Origin of the sequence: Pseudomonas haemolytica (genome assembly GCF_009659625.1) — a bacterium.
GTDB lineage: Bacteria > Pseudomonadota > Gammaproteobacteria > Pseudomonadales > Pseudomonadaceae > Aquipseudomonas > Aquipseudomonas haemolytica.
On record NZ_VOIW01000001.1, the window covers coordinates 372,272 to 398,889 of the forward strand.

Consider the following 26,618-nt stretch of genomic DNA (forward strand, 5'->3'; position numbering starts at 1 on the left):
CCTCATGGCTGGTGGCACCTGGCTGGTGCGGTCTCGAAGTACACCTCGGGGTCGGCTTTTTTCGGCAGCTCGAAGTCCATCCGGCAACGGGGTTGCCCAGGTGCCTTGACCCATAGGGGGCGTGGGTCGAGCACGTCAGGCAGGAACACTTGGCTGCCTTCCTGCACCAAGGTGACGAACTCACCGTCGGCAGTGCTCACCGTCGATCCACGGGGCAATGGCTGGCCGTTGTCCGTGGTGACGTTGAGCAACGCACGCCGGGTGAGCGCCACGCCGAACTGCACCTTGTCCACCGCGCCGCGCCCGGCGGCGATCACGGCCAGGCCGTTGTGGATATCGGCATTGCGCGGCAGTGAGCGCGTCTGCACTTCCACCGGGCTGCGACCATAGGCGCTCACCTGCGGTACCACCGCCTGGCCCTGCCAGTCGGTCCATACCGGGCCGCTTGGGGTGGTGACCTTGATCCCGGCCATTTCGCCCACCGACATCACGGCAAAGGTGTCACGCACCGGGTACGGCGAGAAGGTCACTCCGGCGTCATGCACTACCACGCCGCCGCGGGCGCCGCCTTGATAGCTGGCGCGCTCGTCGTTGCTGCGGGTGTAGTTGAAATCCAACTGGCTGTACCACGGCAGCGCCGACACGCCGAGGGACGACTCCACTTCGCGGTCGCGGCTGTCGCGCTCCACGCCCAGCCGGTAACTGAGTTGATCGTTGAGTTGTTCGCTCACCCCAACCCCCAGCCGATGCTCACCACCGGTGTTACGCACCCAGGCCCGCCCGCGACGGGTTTCACCCAGCGGCACACTGAGGTTCAGGTAAACGCTGTTGTCGTTCTGCTGGCGGCCGCCCACTTGCCATTCGGCGCTGGCCGACACTGACACCCGGCCAAAACTGGTGCCCCAGGACGCCAGCGCGCGGCTGCTGCTTTCGCCGTTATACGAGGCCGTGCGCGAAACCCCGGCGCTGAATGCGCCCAATGCCGGATGCGCCCACGACGCGGTGACGCTTTGCTGGTCGCGGTAGCGCGTCCGCTGTTGATCCTCGCTATTGCCGACGTAGGTGGAATCCTCAAGGTCGCGGTACCCCTGGGAGCGCCAAGAGCCCGCGGTGCTAACCGACCAGTTGTCACTCAAGCGCTGGGACCAGGACAGGTCGGTCTGCACCCCGCGTTCGGTTCCCATGCGCCTGAGGCTGGCCTGCGCTGCCTGGGCGGAGAACTGTAACTGGCTGTCCTGCCAAGGGAGCCACCCCAGGCTTGCGCCTGCCGAGCGGTAGGCATCGGCCACCAGCGCGCCGGCGCTCAGGCTCAGTTGCGGGTGAAGTGGGCCACTCCAGCCCGCGCTGACCACCCACGGCTCACGGCCATTGCTGTCGCCAATCTGGCGCACGCGCCCGGCCGCCACCGAATAGCCCGGCGCAGGAAGGCCCAGGCCGAGCATGGCGGCGGGCACGGTAAAACGGCGTTCTTCGCCGGTGGTTTCCTTGACTGTGACTTCCACATCGGAACGGCTGTTCAAGCGGCGTACATCGGTCAACGCGAACGGCCCGGCCGGTACTACGGTGGAGTGGATCAACGCGCCGTTCTGGCGGATTTCCACCTGGGCGGGGCTGTTGGCGATACCGGTGATGGTCGCACCCTGGTTCTGGTCTTGCAGGGCGGTTTCGGTCAGCACTTGAGCGCCGGTAATTTGTGTACCGGCCAGCACCGGGTTGTAGAGGCTGATTTGGCCGGTCTGCAACACCGCCTGATGCTCGGCGAAGGTGCGCTGGGCATAAGCATCCAGGTGGGTGGTGCGCGAATTGCCGTCCTGCCAGGTCTTCACTTGCCGGCTACGCACGATCCAGTCGCCCGCGTTGAAACCCACTTCGGTGTTAGCCGAGCCGAAGCGGTTGCTGTTGTCGCCGAACTCGTTGTAGAGGCCGGTCAGGTCGTAGTTGAGCAGGACTGCCGTGCCGCCAGTCTGGTAGCCGGAGATGTCCTGCCGGTCGGGGCGCAGCGCGTCGGTGGGCACCACCAGGGCCAGGCCCAAGGCTGCCGGGTCTGGCTCAACGACGGTCTGTGGGTAGCGCTCGATAAAGCGATGACAGGAGGGCGCTCCATCATCGTCGGGCACTATAAGGTTGCCCGCATCCAGCAGGGCACGGTTGAAACAGAGGCCACCCTGACGGTTGAACTCCACGTCCACACGCCCGCGGCGCTGGCCGTTGACAGTCAGATTGACGGCATGCCGGCCTGCCCCGAAACGAGGGGCTTGCAGCAGCAGGTTGGCCAGTTCCGGGTCGATGCCACGTCGGGACAGGGTCTGGGGGTCGAAGGAGCCGGCGATGTCACTTGCCAGTACCGCCCCGCACGGCAGTGCACCGCCCAGGGTCAGTGCCAGACTGGTCAGTATTGTGCGTGCGTGGCGTGGTGAAACGCCGGGCACGGCTCTGCCGTCGCGGTCAGTCATTGCTGTGCTCACAAGGTCGTACTCAAGTGTTGGTGGCCCGCTTACTCTGCGGTTCAGTCAGGCCGTCCGGTGGCCTCAAGCCACTCTTTTTTATAGGGTGATCGGTGCTTCGTAAGGCGCTACGGCAAAGCCATATACCGTGGCCGGTTGTAACTTCACGCGGTTTGCACCGGCGCCGTTGCCTGTAACCGCAACGTTCAGGGTTTCACCCGGCAGTACATAAGTCCGTGGCAACAAGGCCGAACCTTTGCCAGGCAGCAGTCGCAGTTCCTGAGCCAGGCGCACTACATAAGGGCTGGGGTTGTGCACGCTCAATTGGTCACGCTTCACGCGCCACTCCAGCCCGGTCCAAGGCGTGCGGTTGGGGGCCAGGCCCTTGGGGTGCAGGATCACCGGCAGGTTCTGGCGCACGGTCACGCCCACCTGTGCATGCCCAGCCTGCGCTGCCGAGCGGCCTTGGGGCATGCCTTCGAAGATCACCCGTTTCAAACGCTGCGTGGTCAGAGGCTCGGCCGACTGCAAAATGAAGCGGATCAGTTGGCTCTTGGCCGGCTCGACCCTGGCCAGGGGCGGGGTGACGAACAGCAGTGTTGCCGTGTCTTCAGGAATGTCTTCAAGGGTTACGTGCAGCAGGGCCAGCTTATTGTCGGTGTTGGTCACGGTGACCGAGGCTTCGCCATCGGCTTCGTTGACGATCACCACCGAGGTGTCGGGCACCATGCCGTCGGCCAGTACCAGGGCAGGGCTACCGATCGCCAGCAGCAGCGCGCCGAGGTAAACAAAGGCCAGGCGCGCGAAGATGAACAGTCGGGTGAAAAAGGGCAGGGCAGTCATGGCTACAAATACCTCAGGTCAAGCACGATGGAACCGTCCAGCGGTACCTCCTGCTTGAGGGTCAGATAGGCGGCGGCATTGATGGACGTGTTGACTTGCAGCGTTGCGTTCACCAGACGATGGGGCTCGGGTACCAACGTGCCTGGCCGGGCGAAGCCCATATAGTTGTTCGGGAAGGCATTGGATTCGGGGAACCAGGTTTCACCCTTGTTGCTGGAGGCCAGCACCAGCACGCGCTCGCCGTCGCCCGTGGCCTCTCGAATGGCCAGGGACACAGTGCCCAGGCGCTCGGTGGGTGCATGGATATTGGTACCCAGGCCGTAATAAAACCCCGGCCCCAGGGAGGAACTGGCGCGATTGTCCACGCCCACCAGTACGAACAGCACCGGTTCGTTGCAGCTCACCGTCAAGTCCAGCGCTTGAGTGGGCAGGACGCTGTACTCGTACTGGTTGAGACTGCGCGCCGGCACCATGCCGTGGTCGATGATGCCGTTGGCCGACAATGTGGTGGTGCAGGCGCTGGGAGTGATCAGGCCAGTGACGTTCAGCTCGGTGCTGGAGGCCGCCACTACCCACGGGCCGGCACTGGCCAGGTAAAGCAGGGCAAGAAGTCGTAAAGAAATAGGCTTCATGGGGAGGTTCACCGGTTGCCGGGTTCATCGTTTGCGTATGACAAAGGCAAGCGTTCAGACCTGCCTTTGTTCGATTCGGATGGCGTTACAGATAACGCACGGTCAGGGTCACCGAACCATCGATGGCGACTTCGTTGGTCAGGGTCAGCCCGCTGGTCTTGGCAATAAAGGGCATGACGTTCAGGTCTGCGGTCCACAGTTGGACCGGGATCGGCGTATTGACGCCGGCTACGGCGGGTGCAATGAGGTTGTTGCGCATCAGGTTGCGCTCGGTACCCCAGGTGACGCCGCCGTCGTAGGAACCGATGGTGGCGACCGGCACACTGTCGGCAACGGGGTTCAACAGGCGCAATTCCATGCCGCCGAGTTTTTCCGTGCCGTTGATCAGGCCCAGGCCGAATTCCATTTCGTCGTTATTGGCGTCAGAGCCCTCGCGGTTGTCCTTGGCCTCCATCGCCATCAGGGTAGCGGCGTCACAGGTGACGGTGAATTGCACGGTCTGGGAGTCTAGAAAAGTCTGTTGGTCAACTTTCAGGTCCTTGGCCGAAATTTTGCCGTAGTCCACCGCGCCGCCGTTGGACAGGGTCGGGGTACAGGCGCTTGGGGTAATCAGGCCCTTGACTGTGAGATCGACGCTGGACGCCGCGAGCACGTGGGCACTGCCCAGCAGCAGCGTGGCGGCAGTAAGGGATTTTAATACGGTGTTCATGATGTGGTTCCTGAGTGGGGATATCGGAAAAGGGGGGGTTACCAGTACTTGAGTTGCATCACGGCCAGGCCGTCGATGGGGATTTCGTCGAGCAAGGTCAGGTCACTGGCGGGTGCGATCATCGTGAACGCTCGCAGACGAGCGCTCAGGGTTTGCAGAGCCATCGGCGTGGTGGGGCCGCTTGGCGCCGCGAAGGCAGTCAAGGCTGCGTGGCCCAAGTACGACGAGGGGTACCAGGTGGCGCCGCCGTCGCGAGACAGAATGGTTTGCACTGGCAGGTTGTCTGCTACCGGATCGAACAGCCCGAACGCCACACTGCCGAGTTTCTGGTCATCGTTAACCATGCCCAGCCCATGGTGCGCCGGGTTGATCGCCGAGCTGCCGGCACGGCTGTCCTCGGTGGTCAGGGTGAAAAACGTTGGCCCTTCACACTGCACTTCCAGCAGCATTTCGCCAGCTTGCAGGCTGGTGGGCTTGTCCGGGTGCAGGTCCCTGGCGGTCAACTTGCCGTGGTCGACGATGCCGCCGTCGGACAGGCTGGGTGTGCAAGAGGCAGGTGTGATGATGCCTTTGACGCTCAAGTCGGTGTTACTGGCGGCGAATGCGCCAGGCGCGCAGGCCGCCAGCAGAAGGGCAAGAGCGGCGGGCGTGTTTTTTTCCATGGGCACAGGTCCTTTTGGGCAATTCGGTGGGGGGGTTACAGGTAACGCACTTCCAGGGTGGCGGAGCCGTCGATTGGTTGTTCCTCGATCAGGGTCAGGCTCTGGGCGGCGGCGATATAGGGGTGGATTCTCACGTCGCTGCTCAGATCCCGGATCGGGATAGGGGCCCAGTCGCCACTGGCGTTGTTTCCGAAGGCGGCGAGCCAACCGGGGATCCAGATGGCGTCCTCACTGTGCTCGATCCAGCTGGCGCCATTGTTGCGCGAGCCCAGCTTGGTCACGGGCAGGGTGTCGGCGAGGTAGTTGGTGAGCACGACCAGGAAACTGCCGACCTTCTCGGTCTCGTTGATGAACCCCAGGCCATAGGACGACCTGTCGACATCAATGGACGAGCCCGGACGGTTATCGACGCCGTTGAGGGCAAACAGTGTGGCGGCTTCACAGCTCACACTCAGTCGCAGGGTGGTGGTCGGCAGGGGGGTAGGTTGGTTTTCTTGCAGGTCCCTGGCGGCGATTTTTCCATAATCAGCAACGCCGCCCTGGCTGAGGGCGGGCGTACAGGCACCGGGGGTAATGACTCCGGTGACGCCCAGGTCCGTGCTGCTGTCGGCGAATACGGGGCCTGCGCCAATGATCAAGAGTGTTGCGGCAAGGGTAATAAGGGGGCGGGCCATAGGGTCACATCCTGTGGGTCATGGAAGGCTTACAGGTACTTCACTTCGTACGTGGCGGAGCCAAGGATGGGAATCTCGTTGGCCAGGTTCATGCCCGCCGTGGGGCCGAGAATGGTTTGTACTTTCATGTCTGACGTCAGGTTCTGCACGGGCGTGGGCGCCCAGCTGCCCGTTGAGCGGTCGCCGAACGACGCAAGGTAGGTCACCGGCATGACGTCGCCTGGGGTGTTTTCCCGCCAGGTGAGGCCACTGTCGCTGGACTCGAGCACAGAGATGGCCGTGCCGTTGGACGTCGCGTTGGCGAGCGCCAGGGTGTAGAAACCGAGCTTTTTGCCGTCGACCAGGCCCAGGCCATAGCCGCTCATTGGGTCAATGGCATCGCCGCGATTGTCCACGCCCTGCAGCGCCAGCAGGGTTGGTGCATCGCAGGTGATGGACATTTGCAGGGTGTGGTCGTTGAGGAGCGTGTAGTCATTGGGCTTCAAATCCTTGGCCGAGATTTTCCCGTGGTCAACGACACCGCCGCTTGAGAGGCTGGGCGTGCAGGCGCTGGGTGTAATGATGCCCTGGACGGTCAGGTCCACGCTGCTGGCGGCAAACGCGGTTGAGGCGCCGCTGAGCAATAGAGTGGCGCTCAACAAAACAAAGCAATTGTTCATTTCTGTGGTTCCAGTACGTTGAATCACGCCGTAGCGACACCCGCTGCTAGAAGGTGTCGACGAGGGCAGGATTTTTTTAAGTTGTTCAGAGCGGCTCGGGTAGCGCAGGACCGCCCTGAAGAAGTGAGCAATAATCTAGCGACAGAGTGTTGTCGGTGACATACAACTTTTACGACAATCAAGTTGGCGGGTGAACACAGCCGATTTAAGTCGCAGTGTTCAAAAACTGAATATTAGGTAGGGCGTCAGTTTCGTAGTTGTTGTATCGCCAGATGGCATATCAAAAGATACTTTCCGGTCGCGATGACTGTCATTTGAACTTCTGAACTAGGTAGCAGAGTGCGTGGCCTTTGACTGTCGCGTCAGTTTTTTCATCCAGAACAACGTTTACATTCTCGGGTGAAGGGGGCTGGACAACTGTCACTATCAACGAGGTGAGCGAGAGTGCTTTCGAGCAATGTCTCTTCGCAGCGCGTTCCTTTGCATTTTTCCCCCCCGGATCACTGGCGACACATGATGGTATTGGTGGCGGATGATCATTCAGCGTATCGGGTTTTGCTGGGTTGGTTTCTACAAAAGCTCGGGCTCGGCCATGAGTTGGTCGCTGATGGAGGTGAAGGGCTGGTGGCCATTACGCGTAGGCACTTCGACCTGGTGATCAGCGATTGCCATATGCCACGCATGGATGGGTATGCCCTGGCCCGGGCGATACGCCTGCACGAGCAGGGGCATGCACATCGGCGGGTTCCGATCATCGCGCTCACTGCCAACCTGCAACCCGATGACCCCCAGCGCTGCCGCGATGCCGGCATGGATGGATGGCTGCTCAAGCCACTGACGTTTGCACAGGTGTGCGATGTGCTCGGGCGTTGGCTGCCCGGGCCGCCGGGTGAAGTGTCGCCGGCATTACCCAGGGCCTCAACCCACTGGCCGACGCGGGTGGACATGATCCAGACCTTCGGCAGCGAACGGGTGGTGAACCAGATGCTTGACAGCCTGCTGCGTGAAGCGCGCATGGACTGTGCGGCCTTGGCCGATGCGCGCATCACGTTGAACACCCAACTCGCGCTGGGGCGGCTGCATCGTCTGCTGGGGAGCCTGGCGTTTTTAGGCTGCGATGACCTGGAGAGCCAGGGAGGGTCGCTGATTGAGCAGGTCCGCATCCATGGCGTGCAGGCGAACCTGGGAAGGCTGGAGGTGTTTGAGCATGACCTCAAACTTTATTTCGCTTACTTGAGCACGCTGTGAGGCTTTATTGGGTGCGTTGTTTTGTAGGAAATTGTTCTGTTGAGTTGTAGTTTTTCAGTGTGGGGATTTTCCTTTTATTTTGTAAGCTAAATCGAGCGAGCTATAGGGCATTGGGCGCGGCTTAAAAGTGCCTCTGGCAGGTGGTTGTTGAAGAGCGCTGGCGGGGGTATTTTGCCTGCAATCAAGTGGCCACTATCCGTGAGTATTTATGCTTCGAGTAATAATTGCCGACGATCATCCCATTGTGCGCATTGGGCAAAGGGTGGTGATTGAAGCGAGTGGTACATGCATGGTCGTTGGTGAAGCCAGCGGCCCCGATGACTTGCTGGTGTTGCTGAGCACCACGCCTTGTGACGTGCTGGTGACCGATTTCGCCATGCCGGGCGGGCGTCAGGCCGACGGTTATAGTTTGCTGAGCCTGCTACGGCGCCAATACCCGACCCTACCGGTGATCCTCGTCACCATGTTCGCTAATATCGCAACCCTGCGTGCGTCTTTCGCCCATGGTGCGCAGGCCATTGTGGCCAAGAAAGCCTCGGCCAAGGAATTGCCCTCGGCAATCAAGGCGGTTGTCAAAGGCCAGACCTTTGCCAGCGAGTGCTTGCGCGAGCAGTTGCACGAGGCTGGGACGGGGGATCAATCGCAGGCACCACAGTTGTCCGGCAAGGAGCGCGAAGTGGTGCGCATGCTGGCCAGCGGGCTGACCGTCAGCCAGATTGCGGCGCGGGTCAACCGCAGCATTTCCACCATCAGCAAGCAGAAAAGTACCGCGATGAACCGGCTGTGTATTTCCACGGATGTAGACTTATTCGCTTATGCGCGCTCGGCGGGAATGGTGCCGTAGAAAGTTACAGTTTTATGACAGTGATTTAAGTAAGGGGCAGGCCGCGGGATTCGTATTACTTGTATTAATTTTGAGCGAAGTGTCCTCTAAATTTCCATGGTCGCCCTGCCATTAGTGCAGCGGGGACATTACATTCCCTGTCTATTAGTTGAGTCGAACTTGCAGGTTGCGCAGGCGCCTCTGTGCGTTTGTTTAATTTGTTAATAATCGACCGAAAGTGAGCATTGATATGCAACCGCCTCGTGTACTTATTACCGGCGCATTCTTGTTGGCCGGTATTTCTAATGCAATAGCCGCCTCCAGCGTGGATCTGAGTGTGGTCGGTAAGATCACCCCGTCCGCTTGTACGCCTTCGTTTCCTGGCAGCAACGTAGTGGATTACGGGAAGATATCGGCGCAAGACCTGAAACCAAGCTTATCCACACCGTTGCCTGATACAACGCTCAAGATGAGGGTCGATTGCGCAGCCACTGCCTTGATTGCTGTCAAGGTAACGGACAACCGCTTGGGGACTGGCTATAACAAAAGCATCCCCTCACAACCGCTACTTTCAGGTTTTGGCCTGGGTCTGGCGTCAAATGACGCGAAGATTGGCGGGTACATGCTGAAAATAAGCGATGCTTTAGCCGATAGTATTCCGGGCGAGCCGATTGAATCCAAGGATGGGCAGACTTGGTTTGATGCCTGGGACTCAGTTTGGCAACCCGGTTGGATGCGTTCGATAAAAGCGGCGGCAGGGCCTTCCATTGCTCCGAAGCCGTTGCAGACCTTGGAGGCTGACCTGCGATTCGAGGCATGGATCGCACCGAGCCGGGATCTGCCGATTACTGAAGAAGTTCAGATAGACGGCAACGCGACCCTGGATATCGTGTACCTCTAAACACCTACAGGCATCACTCATTCCCTAGGCAAATAGCCATGGCTTTCCCCGGTAGCGCAGACTATCGTTCAGCACCCTGACCATCGTGCGGACCCTGCCCATGAGTGATGCCCACAACGCCCTGATCACCGAGTTCTACCGTGCCTTCCAACGCCTGGACGCCGACGCCATGGCCGCCTGCTATACCGATGACGTGGTGTTCAGCGATCCGGCATTCGGTGTGCTGCGCGGGCGCGATGTTGGCGATATGTGGCGCATGCTCACCACCCGCGCCAAGGATTTTTCCCTGACCTTCGACCATGTTCGCAGCGACGAAACCACCGGCAGCGCGCATTGGGTGGCGACGTACCTGTTCAGCGCTACCGGCAATACCGTGGTCAACGATATCGGCGCGCGCTTTGTGTTTCGCGACGGCAAGATCTGCGAGCACCACGACCACTTCGACCTGTGGCGATGGTCGCGCCAGGCCCTGGGTTTGAAAGGGCTGCTGTTGGGCTGGTCGCCGGCGCTGAAAAACGCCGTGCGCGCTCAGGCGCTTAAAGGCTTGAAGGCATTCCAGGCCGGTCGTTGATAAGATTGGCGCTCCTCTGGTTTGCCGAAATCGCCCTGTGACTGATCCTGTTGAACCCAAACCCTGGTTCGTCTACCTGGTGCGTGCCGCCAATGGCTCGCTGTATTGCGGCATCAGCAATGACCCGGTGCGCCGCTTTGCCTCCCACCAAAGCGGCAAGGGCGCGCGCTTCTTTTTATCCAGTCCGGCGGTGGCGTTGGTGTACACCGAGCAATGTGCGAGCAAGGGTGAGGCGTTGCGCCAGGAGCGGTTGATCAAGAAGCTGAAGAAGAGCGCCAAGGAGTGTCTGGCGGCGAGTGGCAATCAATGATCGAAATTATTTGCTGATTCAGGTGAGGTAATTCACCGGCCCATCCGTGTAGTGCATGAAACTGCGATCTATTCGCATTAACAGCGTTTTCTACACGGGTTCTCACAGCATGAAGTCAACGGCGGGCGGTTGGGTAAAACAGTGGCTGGGAGCCTCGGTATTGGCGGTGTCGGGGCTGGCGTTGCTGCCCCTGGCCGTGGCGCAGGCGCAAGCGCAGCAAAGCGCCCAGTTCAACTTTGCCCTGGCAGCCAAACCGCTGCCTCAGGCCCTGAGCGATTTCAGCCGGGTCACCGGCATCAGCGTGATCTACACCGATGAAGCCCCCTATGGCCTGAATGCCCCGGCCGTCAGTGGGCAGATGAGCGCGACCCAGGCGCTGCAGCGCCTGCTGACCAACACCGGCTTCACCTTCCGCCAGATCGACACCCGCACCCTGGCCCTGGAGCCGGTGCCTACCGATGGTGCGGTCAACCTCGGCGCCACCACCATCAGCGCCGCCAACCCGACGCAGGACAGCACCAGCTACCAGCCGCCGCCCACCAGTTCGGTGATGCGTTCCCGTGGCCTGCTGCTGGAAACCCCGCAAACCGTCAACGTGGTGCCGGCCCAGGTATTGCGCGACCAACAGCCGCGCAACCTGGATGACGCCCTGGGCAATATCAGCGGTATCACCCAGTCCAATACCCTCGGCAGCACCCAGGATGCGGTGATGCTGCGCGGTTTCGGCGACAACCGTAACGGCTCGATCATGAAGGACGGCATGCCGGTGGTGCAGGGCCGAGCCATGAACGCTACTGCCGAACGCGTTGAAGTGCTCAAGGGCCCGTCGTCGCTGTTATATGGCATCCAGGACCCGGGCGGCGTGGTCAATATCGTCAGCAAAAAGCCCGAGCTGGTGCAGTCCACCTCCCTGACCGCCCGTGGCTCGACCTTTGGTAGCGGCAAGAACGGCAGCGGTGGCAATCTCGACACCACTGGCCCTATCGGTGACAGCGGCTTCGCTTACCGGCTGATCGTCGATCACGAAGATGAAGATTACTGGCGCAACTACGGCACCCATCGCGAGACGCTGGTGGCGCCATCCCTGGCCTGGTATGGCGATACCACCCAGGTGGTTTTCGCCTATGAGCACCGCGAGTTTCTCTCGCCGTTCGACCGCGGCACGGCCATCGACCCCAAGACCAACCACCCGTTGAACATCCCCGCCACCCGTCGCCTGGATGAGCCGTTCAATAATATGGAAGGCCGCTCCGATTTGTATCGCCTGACCGTCGATCACGACCTGAACGACGACTGGAAAGCCCACTTCGGCTACAGCTGGAACCGCGAGACCTACGACGCCAGCCAGGTGCGAGTGGTCAAGGTCAATACCAACGGAACCCTGACCCGCAGCATGGACGGCACCCAAGGCGCACTGACCACCGACCGCTTCGCCACCGCCAGCCTCGAAGGCAAGGTTAATGTGGCCGGTATGCAGCATGACCTGGTGTTCGGCCTGGATGATGAGTACCGCAAAATCTACCGTGCCGACCTGATCCGCCAGGCACCGCGGGGCACGTTTGACTACAACAATCCGGTGTACGGCAATGAAGTCGCAGGCACCACCGTCAGCGCACCGGACAGCAACCAGACCGACTTGCTGCGCAGCGATTCACTGTTCTTCCAGGACGCGATTCACCTGAACGACCAGTGGATTCTGGTCGGCGGTGCGCGCTATCAGATGTACGACCAATACGCCGGCAAAGGTGTGCCCTTCACTGCCAACACCGATGGCAACGGCCAGAAGTGGGTACCGCGTGCCGGTCTGGTGTATCGCTACACCGACCAATTGTCGTTTTACGGCAGCTACACCGAGTCGTTCAAACCCAACTCCACCATCGCGCCACTGGCGAATAAAACCGTGTTGGATGGCAGCCTGGAACCGGAAGAGTCCAAGGCCTGGGAGCTGGGCACCAAGTTCGATATGCCGGGGCGCATCACCGCGAGCGCGGCGTTGTTCACTATCGATAAGCGCAATGTGCTGGTGAAGGTCGGCGACGGTTTGACTTCGACCTACAGCATGGCGGGCAAGGTGCGCTCCCGTGGCCTGGAGCTGGATGCCAGCGGCCAGTTGAGCGACAACTGGAGCCTGATCGGCAGCTATGCCTACACCGATGCCGAGGTCACCGAAGACCCGACGCTCAAAGGCAACCGCCTGCAAAACGTGGCGAAAAATACCGGCTCGCTGTCGGCCGTGTATGACTTCGGCAGCATCCTGGGCGGTGATCAACTGCGGGTCGGTGCCGGTGCTCGCTATGTGGGCGAGCGGGCAGGGGACGCGGCCAACAGCTTCGAACTGCCGAGCTATACCGTGGCCGATGTCTTCGCCAGCTATGACACCAAGCTCGAGGGGCAGAAGGTCAAGTTCCAGCTCAACGTGAAGAACCTGTTCGACCGCACCTACTACACCTCGTCGGTGAATACGCAGTTTGTGTCTATTGGGGATGCGCGGCAGGTGTCGGTGTCCAGCACCTTGACCTTCTAAGATCGACCACAGTGGCCGGCGACGCATTGAGCTGGTAGCGTTGCCGCCACTGAAGACTTTGCAGGAAAACGGTACTGATGCACTTGGGTCGATGGATACACACCAGCACCCTGCTGGTTGGCTTGAGCTTTTTGCTGGGCGGCTGCGCCAGCGTTTCGCAGACTTCCACGCCTGCCACCCTGGATAAACTGCTAACCGACCCGGCGCTGCACGGCGCCACGGTGTCGTTGACGGTGCGTGATGCCCGCAGTGGCGCCACTCTCTACCAGCACAACCCACACACCCGGTTGGTGCCCGCTTCCAACCTCAAGCTGCTGACCACGGCGGCGGCGATGGATGTGCTGGGGCCGCAGTACCGTTTCGCCACACAACTGCTGAGCAATGGCATACGCCAGGGTGACCGTTTGACCGGCAACCTGTACCTGCGTGGCCTCGGCGACCCGACCATCCAGTTCGCCGACTACCAGGCCCTCGCCGCGCAGTTGGCCAGCCAGGGCGTGCGCCAGGTGCAGGGCGACCTGGTGTTCGACGACACGTGGTTTGATGCCGAGCGGCTGGGCGTCGATTGGTCCCATGATGATGAAACCACCTACTACGGCGCGCAGATTTCCGCGCTGACCGTGTCACCCAATACGGATTTTGATGCGGGCAGCGTGCTGGTCACGGCCAAGGCACCGTTGCGGGCCGGCTCGCCGGTAGGTGTCGAGATCTACCCGCCCACCGATTACCTGCAACTGAGCAATCGCGCCGTGAGTGGCCCGGGCAACAGCTATGGCATCAACCGTCGCCATGGCACTAACCTGCTACAGCTCAGCGGCGCGGTGGCACCGGGCCGGCAGAGCCAGCAACTGGTCAGCGTCTGGGAGCCGACGCAGCTGGTGGCCAATCTGTTCGAACAGGCCTTGGCGCAACAGGGCATTACGGTGCTGGGGCGTCGGGTGATGGGCGGGGCGAGCCCGGCTGCGGTAACGGTGCTCGCCGAGCACCAATCGGCACCGTTGCAGGAACTGATCGTGCCGCTGCTCAAACTCTCGAACAACAACATGTCCGAAGCCTTGCTCAAGGCCATGGGCCGCCAGACCGCCAACAACGGCACCGCAGCGGCGGGTGCAGTGGCGGTGGCCGGGTTCCTCAAGCGTCAGGGGCTGGACACAAACGCCCTCAACCAGGTCGACGGCTCCGGCCTGTCGCGGCGTAACCTGGTGTCGTCGCAAACCCTGACCGACCTGCTGCTGGCCGCGAGCAAACAACCGTGGTTCAACGCCTGGTACAACGCGCTACCGATTGCCGGCAACGCTGACCGCATGACCGGCGGCAGCCTGGGTTATCGCCTGCGTGGCACCTCGGCCGAAAACAACCTGCATGCCAAGACCGGCTCCATGGGCGGCGTATCGTCATTGAGCGGTTACATCACCGACGCCCACGGGCGCAAGTTGGCGTTCTCGATGCTGACCAACAACTATGTGGTGGCCGGCGCGCAGGTCAAGGCGCTGGAGAATCGCGTGGCAGTGGCGCTGTCACGCAGCGACGATTGATTCAGGGCTGATAGCCCATGCGCCAACTCACGGCCCGGGTCGCCGCCAGCAAATGCTGCGCCGCCGGGCCATCTTCATCGGCGTGGAACAGTGAGGTAGGGCCGACTACGGTCATCACCGCCGCCACTTGCCCCACCGCATTGAACACTGGCGCCGACAACGCATCCACGCCAGGCATCAGCAAACCATGCACGAAGTGCAGGCCACGGCTGCGGATCTGTTCGCACACGGTGGCGTAGGCCTGATCGTCGGCCAGCGAGTGGGCGGTGCCGGCTTGAACCTCGCGCTCGCGCAATTCCACGGTTTCCCGCGATGGCAGGTAGGCGCTGAACACCAGCCCGGTAGACGAACTCAGCAGCGGCAACACGGAGCCCAGCTGTGTGACCACCGTCACCGCACGCACCGCCGGCTCGATCTGCACCACTGTCGCGCCCTGGTTGCCCCACACCGCCAGAAAGCAGGTTTCATTCAACTCATCGCGCAGCTCGGCCAGGGGCATGGCGCCGACTTTCAACACATCCATGCTGCCCAATGCCGCCAGGCCCACGCGCAACGCTTCGCGGCCCAGACCGTAATGGTTGGTAGCGCTGTTCTGTTCGGCAAAACCCGAGGCGATCAACGCCTGCAAATAGCGATGGACCTTGCTCGCCGGCATCTGCACGTGTTCGGCCAGGCGTGACAACGAGGTGGCCGGGGACAGTTCGGCCAGGGCCTTGAGGATATCGGTGCCGACTTCCGCCGAGCGGACTTTCTGTTTACCGGTGTCGCGGGGCTTTTCCATGGAAGGGCGAGAATCCGAGAGATGAATGGGCGTCTTTATAGCTTGACGCTCGATAGTGATCAAATTACGTTATGCGTAACTGGATTACGATAAAAACAACTTCTGTACAGAGGAAGATCCATGGACCTCGAATACCAATCGGGCTTTGGCAATGAATTCGCCAGCGAAGCCTTGCCCGGCGCGCTGCCGGTCGGGCAGAACTCGCCGCAAAAAGCCCCCTACGGGCTCTACACCGAACTGTTTTCCGGCACCGCCTTCACCGTAGCGCGCAGCGAAGCGCGGCGCACCTGGCTGTACCGCATCCAGCCGTCGGCCAATCACCCGGCATTCGTCAAGCTGGAACGTCAATTGGCTGGTGGCCCGCTGGGCGCGGTGACCCCCAATCGCCTGCGTTGGAACCCGCTGGATATTCCGAGCGAGCCGACGGACTTTATCGACGGCCTGGTCGGCATGGTCGCCAACGCGGGATCGGAAAAACCCTCGGGCATCAGCATCTACAACTACCGCACCAATCGCTCCATGGAGCGCGTGTTCTTTAATGCCGATGGCGAACTGCTGATCGTCCCTGAGCAGGGCCGTCTGCGCGTCGCCACCGAATTGGGTGTGCTCGACGTCGAGCCACTTGAAATTGTGGTACTGCCCCGTGGGCTCAAATTCCGTATCGAACTGCTGGACGCCCAAGCACGCGGTTACGTCGCGGAAAACCACGGCGCCCCGATGCGCCTGCCCGACCTGGGCCCTATCGGCAGCAATGGTTTGGCCAACCCCCGCGACTTCCTGACGCCAGTGGCCCGCTACGAAGACCTCAAGCAACCGACCACGCTGGTGCAGAAATTCCTCGGTGAGCTGTGGGCCTGCGAGCTGGACCATTCGCCGCTCAACGTGGTCGCCTGGCACGGCAATAACGTGCCGTACAAATACGACCTGCGCCGCTTCAACACCCTCGGCACCGTGAGTTTCGATCACCCGGACCCGTCGATCTTCACCGTATTGACCTCACCCACCAGCGTGCATGGCCTGGCCAACCTCGATTTCGTGATCTTCCCGCCGCGTTGGATGGTGGCCGAGAACACCTTCCGTCCGCCGTGGTTCCACCGCAACCTGATGAACGAATACATGGGCCTGATCCAGGGCGCCTACGATGCCAAGGCCGAAGGCTTCCTGCCCGGCGGCGCGTCGCTGCACAGCTGCATGAGCGCCCACGGCCCGGACGGCGAGACCTGCACCAAGGCTATCAACGTGGACCTGGCGCCGCACAAGATCGACAACACCATGGCCTTCATGTTCGAGACCAGCCAAGTGCTGCGCCCGACCCAGTTCGCCCTGGAATGCCTGCAACTGCAACCCGCTTATGACGCGTGCTGGGCCGCGCTGCCCGCCACCTTCAACCCGAACCGGAGATAACCCATGACGCAACCAACGCTTACCCGTAGCTGGGTGGCCTCAGCCAACGGCCACGCGGATTTCCCTCTGCAAAACCTGCCGCTGGGCGTGTTCAGCATCAACGGCTCGGCACCGCGCAGTGGCGTGGCGATTGGCGACGCGATCCTCGACCTGCATGCCGCGCTGGACGAGTTTGACGGTGAAGCCCGACGCGCCGTCGAAGCCACGGCGGGTGGCCAACTGAACGCGTTTTTCGAACTCGGTCGCGGCCCTCGCGTGGCGTTGCGCGAGCGCCTGCTGGAACTGCTGGCCGAAGGCAGCAAGCTGCAAACCCGTGAGGCGCAGGTGCTGCACCGTGCCGCCGATTGCCAGATGCACTTGCCAGCCAGGATCAATGACTACACCGACTTTTACGTCGGCATCGAGCACGCGCAGAACGTCGGCAAATTGTTCCGCCCGGATAATCCACTGTTGCCGAACTACAAGTACGTGCCGATTGGTTACCACGGCCGCGCGTCGACCATTCGCCCATCGGGCACGGATGTGCGTCGTCCTAAAGGCCAGACCCTGCCGGCCGGCCAGACCGAGCCGACCTTTGGCCCCTGCGCGCGCCTGGACTATGAATTGGAGCTGGGCATCTGGATCGGCCAGGGCAATGCCATGGGCGACGCGATTGCCATTGGCGATGCGGCCGAGCATATCGCCGGTTTCTGCCTGCTCAATGACTGGTCGGCGCGGGATATCCAGGCCTGGGAATACCAGCCGCTGGGGCCGTTCCTGTCGAAAAGCTTTATCACCAGTATTTCGCCATGGGTAGTGACTGCCGAGGCGCTGGAGCCATTTCGCAAAGCCCAGCCGGCGCGCCCCGAGGGTGATCCGCAACCGCTGCCGTATCTGCTGGATAAGCGTGATCAGAACGCGGGTGCCTTTGATATTGAACTGCAAGTGCTGCTTACCACGGCTTCGATGCGTGAGCAGAACCTGCCCGCCCATCGCCTGACTTTGAGCAACACCGAGCACATGTACTGGACCGTGGCACAAATGGTTGCACACCACAGCGTCAACGGTTGCCAGTTGCAGGCCGGTGACCTGTTCGGTTCGGGCACCTTGTCCGGTCCAAAGCCGGGGCAGTTCGGCAGCCTGTTGGAGATTACCGAAGGCGGTAAGAAGCCGATTGAATTGCCCAGCGGCGAGGTGCGTAAATTCCTGGAGGACGGCGACGAAATCATCCTGCGTGCCCGTTGCAACCGTGAAGGTTTTGCCTCCATCGGTTTCGGCGAATGCCGCGGTACCGTGGTCGCGGCGCGTTAAGAGGGCAGGGCGATGGAACTCTATACCTATTACCGTTCTACCGCGTCGTATCGGGTACGTATTGCCCTGGCACTCAAGGGCCTGGATTTCACCGCGCTGCCGATCAACCTGCTGGTGCCGGCAGGCGGTGCCAACCGCCAGCCGGAATACCTGGCGATCAACCCGCAAGGGCGCGTGCCGGCCTTGCGTACCGATGAGGGGGCGTTGCTGATTCAGTCACAGGCGATCATCGAGTACCTGGAGGAACGTTATCCACAGGTGCCGCTGCTCTCCAAAGAGCTGTCTACCCGTGCCCATGAGCGGGCGGTTGCCTCGATCATTGCCTGCGATATCCACCCGTTGCACAACTCCAGCACTCAAAACCTGTTGCGCCAGTGGGGGCATGACGAGGCGCAATTGCTCGAGTGGATCAGTCACTGGGTCAGCCAGGGCCTGGGCGCGGTGGAGCAGTTGATTGGAGATAAGGGTTTCTGCTTTGGCGCGCAGCCGGGCATGGCGGACGCGTTTCTGATTCCACAGCTGTATGCGGCCGAGCGCTTCAAGGTGCCGTTGGCGGCCTACCCGCGTATCGGCCGAGTGGCGGCGTTGGCGGCGCAGCATCCGGCGTTTGTGCAGGCTCATCCCACCAACCAACCTGACACCCCATAGCTCTCAAAACGGGCACAAAACCAATGTGGGAGGGGGCAAGCCCCTCCCACATTTTTTTGACCAGCGTCATCCAAAAAAAATAAAGGTACCTTGCGATGCACAATCAGATTGCCAGCTTTCGTGCGGCACTCGACGCCCGCCCGGTGTCGCGCTACCAATGGTTGATCCTTCTGTTGTTGGCACTGCTGCTGGTCACCGATGGCTATGACGCCCAGGTGCTGGGCTATGTGGTGCCGGCACTGGCCCAGGATTGGGGTCTGGAAAAAGCTGCGTTCGGCCCTGTCTTCAGTGCCAACCTGCTGGGCCTGACCCTGGGCTCGCTGCTGGTGACGCCACTGGCGGACCGGTATGGCGTGCGGCGTATCCTGCTGGCGTGTGTACTGATCTACGCCAGCCTCACGGTGCTGATGGTGTTTGCCAATTCCCTGACCACCTTGATGGCTGCGCGGTTTATCTGCGGCATCGGCATGGGCGGCGCGATGCCCAGCGCCATGGCGTTGATGTCGGAGTATTCGCCGCCACGCATGCGCACGCTGATGGTGACTTTGGCCGCATGTGGCTTCTCATTCGGCGGTGCGGCGGGCGGGTTTGTAGCTGCCGGGTTTATCGACGGTTTTGGCTGGCAGGCCGTGTTCCTGGCCGGTGGTGTGACGCCGTTGCTGCTGTTCCCGTTCCTGGTATGGCTGTTGCCCGAATCCCTGCCACGTCTGTTGCGGGATGCGCCGCCGTATCTGCGCTTGCGCAACGTCACGGCGCGCATGCTGCCTGACTGGCAACCACCGCCCGCGAGCGACGCCGAAAACCGCCAGGAGCAGGGCAGCAAACTGACGGTGGTGGAGCTGTTTCGTAATGGCTACGCACGCCCGACGTTGCTGATCTGGGCGACCTTTTTTGTCAGCCTGATCCTGCTGTATTTCATGATCAGCTGGTTGCCTTCGCTGTTGCTCGAAAGCGGCCTGGCGCTGAATGAAGCCAATCTGGTCACTTCCATGTTCCTGTTCGCCGGCACCTTGGGCGCGATCCTCATGGCCTGGTTCGCCGACCGTCTGAAAAGCAAGGTGCGGCTGCTGTCCGCCGTATTGGCCGCAGCTGCGCTGTGCACCCTCCTGTTGGGCTTGAACCACGACAATCCACGCTACTTGGTCGCCTGCGTGTTTGCCGCCGGGTTCTGCATCATCGGCGGGCAACTGACCCTTAATGCGTTTGCCAGCAATTTCTACCCGGCGCACGTGCGCGCCACCGGCACGGGCTGGGCGTTGGGGGTAGGGCGGTTCGGGTCAATCCTGGGGCCGTTGTTTGGCAGCCTGTTGCTGGCGATGCATATACCGGTGCAGCAGATTTTCTTCTTCTGCGCGATTCCGGCGGTGGTGGCGGCGCTGTTGATCATCCAGGTGCGCTCACCGGGGGCCAATACGCCGCAGGGGCCGCTGCACGGCGATATTCTCAAGGCGCCGCAGGCCTAGTGAACTACTGAATTGGGCGGCAGGTGCCCCAGCCGCTCGGTCAGGCGCAGGCGCTGGATCGGGTCTTCGCTGAGCAGCAGGGCATGTTCCAGGTCAAAGCGCTCGGCGCTCGGGCAGTCCAGGCGCTGATACAGGCTGGCCCGTGCCAGGTAGTCCGCGGCGCTGGCGTTGCCCAGTTCCAGCACGCGCTCGGCATCTATCAGGGCCGCCAGCGGTTCGTCGTTGGAAAGGTGCAGTTGGCGCAGGTTGCGCGACAGCCGTTGCAAGATCGCCCGTGGATCGGCGGTGTGCAGGTGATCGGCTTGTAACTTGAGTTTCGGCCCGTATTGGCGATGCAGCAGGTCGCGGCAGTCGTTGGGGTACAGGCGCCGGCCGCCACACGGGTCCAGCAGGTGATCGGCACCGGGCACCCGTAGCAGGAAGTGGCCCGGGAAGTTCACACCGACCATGGGGATCTCCAGGCGCCGCGCCATTTCCAGTGCGATCAGGCCCATGGCCAACGGTTGCCCGCGTTTGCGTTGCAGCACTTTGTCCAGCAAGGCGGCGGCGGGGCGCAGCGGGGTGTGGTCATCCTGGGCAAACCCCAGGTCATTCATGCGCCGCAGCAGCGGCTGGCCGAGTTCATCTGACGGCAACAAAGGCATACCCTGGCTGACCTGCTGTTGCAGCAGGCTCAGATCCTGCAGGATCTGCAACGGCTGCACGCTGGCGTCGTGCTCGGCGGCAATCCACAGCGCGGCTTCAAACAGCGCAGGGGGTGAACGGTCCAGGCAGGCGAAAAAGGCGGTGCGGGGATTCATTGCGTTCTCCGGCGGATGCCCCTGTTTTAGCCTTGCTGTGAATTTTCGTCCAGCATATTGAGAGATATCCCACGTCCTTATGTCGTAGACCCTTCGAAACTGCACGGCTTATTCCAGCGCAATCCAGCAGTTTCCTGCCGCAAGCCTATACTTGGCCCACTACCAAAAGTGATTCGGGAGCTCAATGATGTTTGCGCTCATGCACAGCACCCGCCTTGAATCGCTGCACCTGAGCGTCGACCCGGTGACCGGGCTGAAAGCGATCATCGCCATCCACAACAGTCGCCTGGGCCCTGCCTTGGGCGGCTGTCGCTACCTTGCCTACCCCGACGATGAAAGCGCCGTAGCCGATGCCGCGCGCCTTGCACAAGGCATGAGCTACAAGGCCGCACTCGCCGGGTTGCCGGTGGGCGGCGGCACGGCGGTCATCATCCGCCCGGTGCACGTGGAGAGCCGTGCAGCGCTGTTCGAAGCGTTTGGTCGTTGTATCGAAAAACTCGACGGCCGTTTCATCACCTCGATCGATAGCGGCACCTCGGTTGCCGACATGGATTGCATTGCCCAGCACACCCGCTTCGTCACCAGCACCACCGCCGCTGGCGACCCCGCGCCCCATGCCGCCATGGGCGTCTTCGCGGGCATCCGCACCTCTGCCATGGCGCGCCTGGGCAGTGACAATCTCGAGGGCCTGCGCGTAGCGGTGCAGGGCCTGGGCAATGTCGGTTATGCCCTGGCCGAGCAACTGCACGCCGCGGGTGCCGAGCTGCTAGTCAGTGATATCGACCACGGCAAGGTGCAACTGGCCATGGAGCAACTGGGCGCCCACCCGATTGCCAATGACGCCTTGCTCAGCACACCCTGCGATATTCTTGCGCCCTGCGGCGTCGGCGCCGTATTCAACCGCAACAGCGTCGGCCAACTGCGCTGCGCCGCCGTGGCAGGTGCCGCCAGCGCACAACTGACCAACCTGGACATCGCCGACCAGTTGGAAAGCCGCGGCATCCTCTACGCTCCAGACTACGTGATCAACTCCGGCGGCCTGATCTACGTCGCCCTCAAACACGCCGGTACGGACCTGCCCGGCATCACCGCGCACTTGTCGAACATCGGCACGCGCCTGACCGAAATCTTCGCCCACGCCCAAGCCGAAAAACGCTCGCCCGCACGGGTGGCCGATGAGTTAGCCGAACGCCTGCTGTACAAATAGGCCAGGCATTAAAAAGGCCCTGAATCCATGATTCAGGGCCTGTTCAATTCGGGCTTTACTCTGCTGCCGGGTTCAGCAACTCGGACAACACGTCCGGCTGGCTCTTGAACGCCTTGGCAAATACATCGCGGTTCTTCGCCATGTAGATCCCGGCTTCCTCCACCTGCTGCTCGCTCAACGACGGCACGGCTTTTTGCAACACCTCTGCCAGCAACTCAGCGAGTTCAAGCATCTTGTCATGACGGTCAGCTTCGGCTTTATCCATGAACAAACGCTCCAGATCTCGGCTGCTGCGGTATACCACTTCGACGGCCATTCACCACCTCACATGCCTTCACGATAGTTGTCTTTTGCGACTACTGTATTTATATACAGCGAAAAGGATAAGCCAAACGCCGGGGTTTGGATAGTAGGTTTTTAATGTAGTTGGGAAATGGGGGTTTGCTACACCGCAAATGCTCACAATGGTGAGCGCCTTGATTAATCTGTGCCTCATGCCACCGAGCCATCATCTCATGCCTGTGCTGGCCTTTTTTCTGCATGCAGAACAACCGTCACGTCCAACCCGCATTATCCGGTCGAGCCGACCTAAGGAAGCATCATCTTGAAAATCAACTGGGCCGAAAGGCTGCGTCAGCAAGTTCACGGGCTGGCCGAGTCGCTGGGCAATCTGTTTGTCGAGTCGTTCCACTACCTGGCGTTGTTTGCCATTGGTGCGGTGACTGCCTGGGCGGCGGTGATGGAATTCTTGGGGATGCTGGAGAACGGGCACATCAAGATCGATGACATATTGCTGCTGTTCATTTATCTGGAATTGGGGGCGATGGTCGGGATTTACTTCAAGACCAACCACATGCCGGTGCGCTTCCTGATCTACGTGGCGATCACCGCGCTGACACGCCTGCTGATTTCCAACGTGTCCCACCACAACCCGCCGGATATCGGCATCATCTACCTGTGCGGCGGGATTCTGCTGTTGGCATTTGCCATTCTGGTGGTGCGCTATGCGTCGTCGGCGTTCCCTTCGGTGAAGGTCGAAGGCCCGCGTCGCAAGGGCGAGGCGAGCCTGGAGACCGAGAAGGGCGAGCTTTAAAGCCCAACGCTGAAGGGCAGGGCACGGGCGGGCGGTCGCTGCAGGAGCTTGTGGCTGTCGCCGTCCGTCATCAGCTCGAGGATTTCAACCGCGCTGTGGCCCTGCTCGATGGCGATACCAAACTGGATGCTCTGCACCAGGCGTTGCAGCCGCTGCGGGTCGTTGCGCTGTTCGGCGCTGATCATGCGCTTGGCCACCACGCCGGTCTCGTCCGAGAGGGTGAGCATGATGCTGCCGTCCAGCCGCTGGATGCTCAGGTTGACGCGGTATTGGGGGGTGAAGGTGTCGGTGATAATCTGAAAAGGATTGTCCATGGTGCGTTACCGCCTGATAAGAACATGCAGTCATTGACGGCCGGTATCGGGATTAGTTCGCATCGCCTGACCATCGGCCACTCCGTCGCTGAGGCTTTCACAAGGTCCGTTTTCCTCATCAGTTGTACAGCAAAGGGCGTGCCGTACAGCGACTTTCAAGGCACCGGTATCCCAATGTGGGAGGGGGCTTGCTCCCGATATAGGTCCTTCAGCCGAGCATTTATTGGCTGATACACCGCTATCGGGAGCAAGCCCCCTCCCACATTTGACCTGTGTTGTTATTGAGGGAAGTGACCTGTTTCAGGGCATCACGGAAAAAACGATCGCAGACAGCGCAATCAGCCCGATCACCACCACAAACACATTCGACAGCTGGCCCGAATACTGGCGCAAAGATGGCACGCGGCGAATCGCGTACATCGGCATCAGGAACAGCAGGCACGCGATGATCGGCCCGCCCATGGTTTCAATCATGCCCAGGATGCTCGGGTTGAAAGTCGCCACTGCCCAGCAGGTCAGCACCATGAACAGTGCGGTGCAACGCTCCAGCCATTTTGCCGACATCGAGCGATTGCGCCCGCGCAGGGATTTGACGATCAGCCCCTGGAAGCCTTCGCTGGCGCCGATGTAGTGGCCCAGGAAGGATTTGGTAATCGCCACCAGCGCGATCAACGGCGCGGCATAGGCGATCACTGGGGTTTGGAAGTGGTTGGCCAGGTATGACAGGATCGAGATGTTCTGCGCCTTGGCGGCCGCCAGGTCAGCCGGCGACAGGGCCAGTACACAGCTGAAGCAGAAGAACATCACCGTCAACACCATCATGCCGTGGGCGGTGGCGAGGATGCCGCTGCTTTTACGCTCGGCCTGGGCGCCGTACACGCGTTTCTGGTCGACGGCGAAGGCGGAGATGATCGGCGAATGGTTGAACGAGAACACCATCACCGGGATCGCCAGCCACAGAGTCTTGAAGAACAGCGGCAGCGGCATGCCTTCGCTGGCGGAGGCGAAGAACGCGCCATTCCAGTTGGGAATCAGGCTGACAGCCAGCAGCAACAGCGCGGCGACGAAGGGGTACACCAAGACGCTCATGGCCTTGACGATCACGCCCTGGCCGCAGCGCACAATGGCCATCAGGCCGAGGATCAGCACCAGGGACAGCAGCGCCCGGGGCGGCGGGGTCATGTGCAGTTGGTGTTCCATGAAGCTGCCCAGGGTGTTGGTCAGCGCCACGCTGTACACCAGCAGAATCGGGAAGATCGCAAAGAAGTACAGCAGGGTAATCAGCTTGCCGGCGCCGACACCGAAATGTTCCTCGACCACGTCGGTTATGTCGCCGGATTTGCCCGACAACACAAAACGCGTCAGCCCACGGTGGGCGAAGAAGGTCATCGGGAAAGCCAACAGCGCCAGCACGATCAGCGGCCAGAAGCCGCCGACGCCGGCGTTGATCGGCAGGAACAGGGTGCCGGCGCCAATGGCGGTGCCGTAGAGGCCGAGCATCCAGGTGGTGTCGTGTTTGGTCCAGCCGGTGGTCACCGTTGCTTCTGAAACAGGATTGTCGGCAGCAGGTGTACGTACATCAGTCATCGGTATTGCCTCGTTATTATTTTTGCGCGGGCTCACGTATGGGGCGGGTAGCAGTGCTCCGATCAGCACTCCACCCAGCTGACCGCCAGGCCGCCCCGTGAAGTTTCTTTGTATTTGTCATGCATATCGGCGCCGGTATCACGCATGGTGCGGATGACCCGGTCGAGGGAGATGAAGTGCTTGCCGTCACCGCGCAGGGCCATTTGCGTGGCGTTGATCGCCTTGACTGCAGCGATGGCGTTGCGCTCGATGCACGGCACTTGCACCAGACCGCCGACCGGGTCGCAGGTCAGGCCGAGGTTGTGTTCCAGGCCGATTTCGGCAGCGTTTTCCAGTTGCTCCGGGGTGGCGCCGAGGATATCGGCCAAGCCGGCGGCGGCCATGGCGCAAGCCGAGCCGACTTCGCCCTGGCAGCCGACTTCGGCGCCGGAGATCGAGGCGTTTTTCTTGCAGAGGATGCCGACGGCGGCGGCGGCCAGGAAGAAATTGACCACGTCGTCATCGGACGCGTCAGGGTTGAACTTCATGTAGTAATGCAGCACTGCCGGGATGATCCCGGCCGCACCATTGGTCGGCGCGGTGACCATGCGCCCGCCGGCGGCGTTTTCTTCGTTGACGGCGAGGGCGAACAGGTTGACCCATTCCATCGCAGATAAGGTCGAGGTGATGACGTTGGGTTTGCCGATTTCCAACAGGCTGCGGTGCAACTTGGCTGCGCGCCTTGGCACGTCCAGGCCACCGGGCAGGATGCCTTCGTCGCGCAGGCCCTGTTCCACGCATTCGCGCATCACCGACCAGATATGCAGCAGGCCGCTGCGGATTTCTTCGTCGCTGCGCCACGCACGTTCGTTGGCCATCATCAGTTCGGAAACTCGCAGGCCGTGCTTGTTGCACAAGGCCAGCAGTTCCACGGCACTGGAAAAGTCGTAAGGCAGTTCCACATCGCTGCTCGGCGCAATGCCCGAGGCCGCTTCGGCGGCTTCGATGATGAAGCCACCGCCCACCGAGTAATAGGTTTGTTCGCTCAGCAGGCCTTTGTCGCCATAGGCGTGCAGGGACATGGCGTTGGGGTGGTAGGGCAGGCTTTCGTCCAGTAGCAGGAGGTCGGTGCGCCAGTTGAAGGCAATTTCCTGGGAGCCCGCGAGCAGCAATTGGCCGGACTCGCGTAATTGCTGGATACGCGCATTGATCGAGGTGGGGTCGACCCGGTCCGGCCATTCGCCCATCAAGCCCATGACACAGGCGCGGTCGGTGGCATGGCCGATGCCGGTGGCGGACAACGAGCCGTACAGGCGCACTTCGACGCGGCGGGTTTGACTGAGTAAATGCTGGTCGGTCAGGGCCTGGGCAAAGGTTGCCGCAGCGCGCATCGGGCCGACGGTATGGGAACTGGAGGGACCAATGCCCACCTTGAATAGATCAAAAACACTGATAGCCATGCTAAACCCTTACAAGCAATGGAGTAGAAATCGCTGCCATGTTTTGTAGGACGAGCG

At 61.3% G+C, this 26,618-nt stretch carries 26 protein-coding genes; 13 read left to right on the top strand and 13 right to left on the bottom strand.

Features of this window, described 5'->3' with window-relative positions:
• Window positions 1-2 precede the first annotated feature (2 nt).
• The 7 genes from FRT59_RS01765 to FRT59_RS01795 all read right to left on the bottom strand — a co-directional run bounded on the left by FRT59_RS01765 (window position 3) and on the right by FRT59_RS01795 (window position 6,623).
• Window positions 3-2,453 (bottom strand): fimbria/pilus outer membrane usher protein, encoded by a 2,451-nt coding sequence (locus tag FRT59_RS01765; RefSeq protein WP_153870244.1) that lies wholly within the window; start codon window positions 2,451-2,453, stop codon window positions 3-5.
• Window positions 2,454-2,543: 90 nt separating this feature from the next.
• The gene (locus tag FRT59_RS01770; protein WP_080752936.1) at window positions 2,544-3,287 is read right to left on the bottom strand and encodes a fimbria/pilus chaperone family protein; all 744 of its coding nucleotides are present in this window, start codon (window positions 3,285-3,287) and stop codon (window positions 2,544-2,546) included.
• 2 nt (window positions 3,288-3,289) lie between these two features.
• A complete protein-coding gene (locus tag FRT59_RS01775) occupies window positions 3,290-3,919 on the bottom strand; it encodes a DUF1120 domain-containing protein (protein ID WP_034118234.1) in 630 nt (209 codons plus the stop codon).
• A gap of 85 nt (window positions 3,920-4,004) precedes the next feature.
• Window positions 4,005-4,628, bottom strand: a complete 624-nt coding sequence (locus FRT59_RS01780) for a DUF1120 domain-containing protein (protein ID WP_153870245.1) — start codon at window positions 4,626-4,628, stop codon at window positions 4,005-4,007.
• Window positions 4,629-4,666: 38 nt separating this feature from the next.
• Window positions 4,667-5,290 (bottom strand): DUF1120 domain-containing protein, encoded by a 624-nt coding sequence (locus FRT59_RS01785; RefSeq protein ID WP_034118236.1) that lies wholly within the window; start codon window positions 5,288-5,290, stop codon window positions 4,667-4,669.
• Between the two features lie 35 nt (window positions 5,291-5,325).
• A complete protein-coding gene (locus FRT59_RS01790; RefSeq protein WP_034118237.1) occupies window positions 5,326-5,964 on the bottom strand; it encodes a DUF1120 domain-containing protein in 639 nt (212 codons plus the stop codon).
• Between the two features lie 29 nt (window positions 5,965-5,993).
• Window positions 5,994-6,623, bottom strand: a complete 630-nt coding sequence (locus FRT59_RS01795) for a DUF1120 domain-containing protein (RefSeq protein ID WP_153870246.1) — start codon at window positions 6,621-6,623, stop codon at window positions 5,994-5,996.
• Window positions 6,624-7,136: 513 nt separating this feature from the next.
• On the opposite strand from FRT59_RS01795, the gene FRT59_RS01800 reads away from it, so the two are divergent.
• From FRT59_RS01800 to dacB, 7 genes are all read left to right on the top strand, one after another.
• On the top strand, window positions 7,137-7,871 hold the full coding sequence (locus FRT59_RS01800; RefSeq protein WP_153870247.1) for a response regulator: 735 nt from the start codon (window positions 7,137-7,139) through the stop codon (window positions 7,869-7,871).
• 208 nt (window positions 7,872-8,079) lie between these two features.
• A complete protein-coding gene (locus FRT59_RS01805; protein ID WP_153870248.1) occupies window positions 8,080-8,715 on the top strand; it encodes a response regulator in 636 nt (211 codons plus the stop codon).
• A gap of 229 nt (window positions 8,716-8,944) precedes the next feature.
• The gene (locus FRT59_RS01810; protein ID WP_153870249.1) at window positions 8,945-9,595 is read left to right on the top strand and encodes a DUF1120 domain-containing protein; all 651 of its coding nucleotides are present in this window, start codon (window positions 8,945-8,947) and stop codon (window positions 9,593-9,595) included.
• Between the two features lie 100 nt (window positions 9,596-9,695).
• Window positions 9,696-10,166, top strand: coding sequence for a nuclear transport factor 2 family protein (locus FRT59_RS01815; RefSeq protein ID WP_153870250.1), 471 nt, complete (start codon window positions 9,696-9,698; stop codon window positions 10,164-10,166).
• Window positions 10,167-10,203: 37 nt separating this feature from the next.
• Window positions 10,204-10,476 carry a GIY-YIG nuclease family protein gene (locus FRT59_RS01820; protein WP_034118243.1) on the top strand — a complete coding sequence of 91 codons (273 nt, stop codon included), beginning with the start codon at window positions 10,204-10,206 and terminating at the stop codon, window positions 10,474-10,476.
• Between the two features lie 109 nt (window positions 10,477-10,585).
• On the top strand, window positions 10,586-13,000 hold the full coding sequence (locus FRT59_RS01825) for a TonB-dependent siderophore receptor (RefSeq protein ID WP_153870251.1): 2,415 nt from the start codon (window positions 10,586-10,588) through the stop codon (window positions 12,998-13,000).
• A 77-nt stretch (window positions 13,001-13,077) separates the two neighbouring features.
• Window positions 13,078-14,535, top strand: coding sequence for a D-alanyl-D-alanine carboxypeptidase/D-alanyl-D-alanine endopeptidase (gene dacB, locus FRT59_RS01830; protein ID WP_153870252.1), 1,458 nt, complete (start codon window positions 13,078-13,080; stop codon window positions 14,533-14,535).
• 1 nt (window position 14,536) lies between these two features.
• Here the strand turns inward: dacB and FRT59_RS01835 are convergent, their stop codons facing one another.
• Complete coding sequence (locus FRT59_RS01835) at window positions 14,537-15,316, bottom strand: IclR family transcriptional regulator (protein WP_153870253.1); 780 nt, start codon at window positions 15,314-15,316, stop codon at window positions 14,537-14,539.
• 120 nt (window positions 15,317-15,436) lie between these two features.
• Here FRT59_RS01835 and hmgA point away from each other — a divergent pair, with 120 nt between their 5' ends.
• The 4 genes from hmgA (at window position 15,437) to FRT59_RS01855 (ending at window position 20,121) form a co-directional block, all read left to right on the top strand.
• Window positions 15,437-16,720 (top strand): homogentisate 1,2-dioxygenase, encoded by a 1,284-nt coding sequence (gene hmgA / locus FRT59_RS01840; protein ID WP_153870254.1) that lies wholly within the window; start codon window positions 15,437-15,439, stop codon window positions 16,718-16,720.
• Window positions 16,721-16,723: 3 nt separating this feature from the next.
• A complete protein-coding gene (gene fahA, locus FRT59_RS01845) occupies window positions 16,724-18,010 on the top strand; it encodes a fumarylacetoacetase (RefSeq protein ID WP_153870255.1) in 1,287 nt (428 codons plus the stop codon).
• 12 nt (window positions 18,011-18,022) lie between these two features.
• Complete coding sequence (gene maiA / locus FRT59_RS01850) at window positions 18,023-18,658, top strand: maleylacetoacetate isomerase (RefSeq protein ID WP_153870256.1); 636 nt, start codon at window positions 18,023-18,025, stop codon at window positions 18,656-18,658.
• A gap of 95 nt (window positions 18,659-18,753) precedes the next feature.
• On the top strand, window positions 18,754-20,121 hold the full coding sequence (locus FRT59_RS01855; protein ID WP_153870257.1) for an MFS transporter: 1,368 nt from the start codon (window positions 18,754-18,756) through the stop codon (window positions 20,119-20,121).
• Here the strand turns inward: FRT59_RS01855 and FRT59_RS01860 are convergent.
• Window positions 20,118-20,921 (bottom strand): SirB1 family protein, encoded by an 804-nt coding sequence (locus FRT59_RS01860; protein WP_153870258.1) that lies wholly within the window; start codon window positions 20,919-20,921, stop codon window positions 20,118-20,120. The two genes, FRT59_RS01855 and FRT59_RS01860, sit on opposite strands and share 4 nt — an antisense overlap.
• A gap of 187 nt (window positions 20,922-21,108) precedes the next feature.
• Here FRT59_RS01860 and FRT59_RS01865 point away from each other — a divergent pair, with 187 nt between their 5' ends.
• The gene (locus FRT59_RS01865; RefSeq protein ID WP_034118252.1) at window positions 21,109-22,128 is read left to right on the top strand and encodes a Glu/Leu/Phe/Val dehydrogenase family protein; all 1,020 of its coding nucleotides are present in this window, start codon (window positions 21,109-21,111) and stop codon (window positions 22,126-22,128) included.
• A 55-nt stretch (window positions 22,129-22,183) separates the two neighbouring features.
• Here FRT59_RS01865 and FRT59_RS01870 read toward each other — a convergent pair whose 3' ends face one another.
• Window positions 22,184-22,444, bottom strand: a complete 261-nt coding sequence (locus FRT59_RS01870) for a YebG family protein (RefSeq protein ID WP_153870259.1) — start codon at window positions 22,442-22,444, stop codon at window positions 22,184-22,186.
• 288 nt (window positions 22,445-22,732) lie between these two features.
• On the opposite strand from FRT59_RS01870, the gene FRT59_RS01875 reads away from it, so the two are divergent.
• Window positions 22,733-23,221: a phosphate-starvation-inducible protein PsiE gene (locus FRT59_RS01875; protein ID WP_056845459.1), complete on the top strand. Its 489-nt coding sequence runs from the start codon at window positions 22,733-22,735 to the stop codon at window positions 23,219-23,221.
• Here the strand turns inward: FRT59_RS01875 and FRT59_RS01880 are convergent.
• The 3 genes from FRT59_RS01880 to FRT59_RS01890 all read right to left on the bottom strand — a co-directional run bounded on the left by FRT59_RS01880 (window position 23,218) and on the right by FRT59_RS01890 (window position 26,561).
• Window positions 23,218-23,535, bottom strand: a complete 318-nt coding sequence (locus tag FRT59_RS01880; RefSeq protein WP_153870260.1) for a DUF3509 domain-containing protein — start codon at window positions 23,533-23,535, stop codon at window positions 23,218-23,220. The genes FRT59_RS01875 and FRT59_RS01880 overlap by 4 nt on opposite strands.
• 300 nt (window positions 23,536-23,835) lie before the next feature.
• A complete protein-coding gene (locus tag FRT59_RS01885; protein ID WP_153838827.1) occupies window positions 23,836-25,122 on the bottom strand; it encodes a serine/threonine transporter in 1,287 nt (428 codons plus the stop codon).
• Window positions 25,123-25,184: 62 nt separating this feature from the next.
• Window positions 25,185-26,561, bottom strand: a complete 1,377-nt coding sequence (locus FRT59_RS01890) for an L-serine ammonia-lyase (RefSeq protein WP_153838826.1) — start codon at window positions 26,559-26,561, stop codon at window positions 25,185-25,187.
• Between the last annotated feature and the right edge of the window lie 57 nt (window positions 26,562-26,618).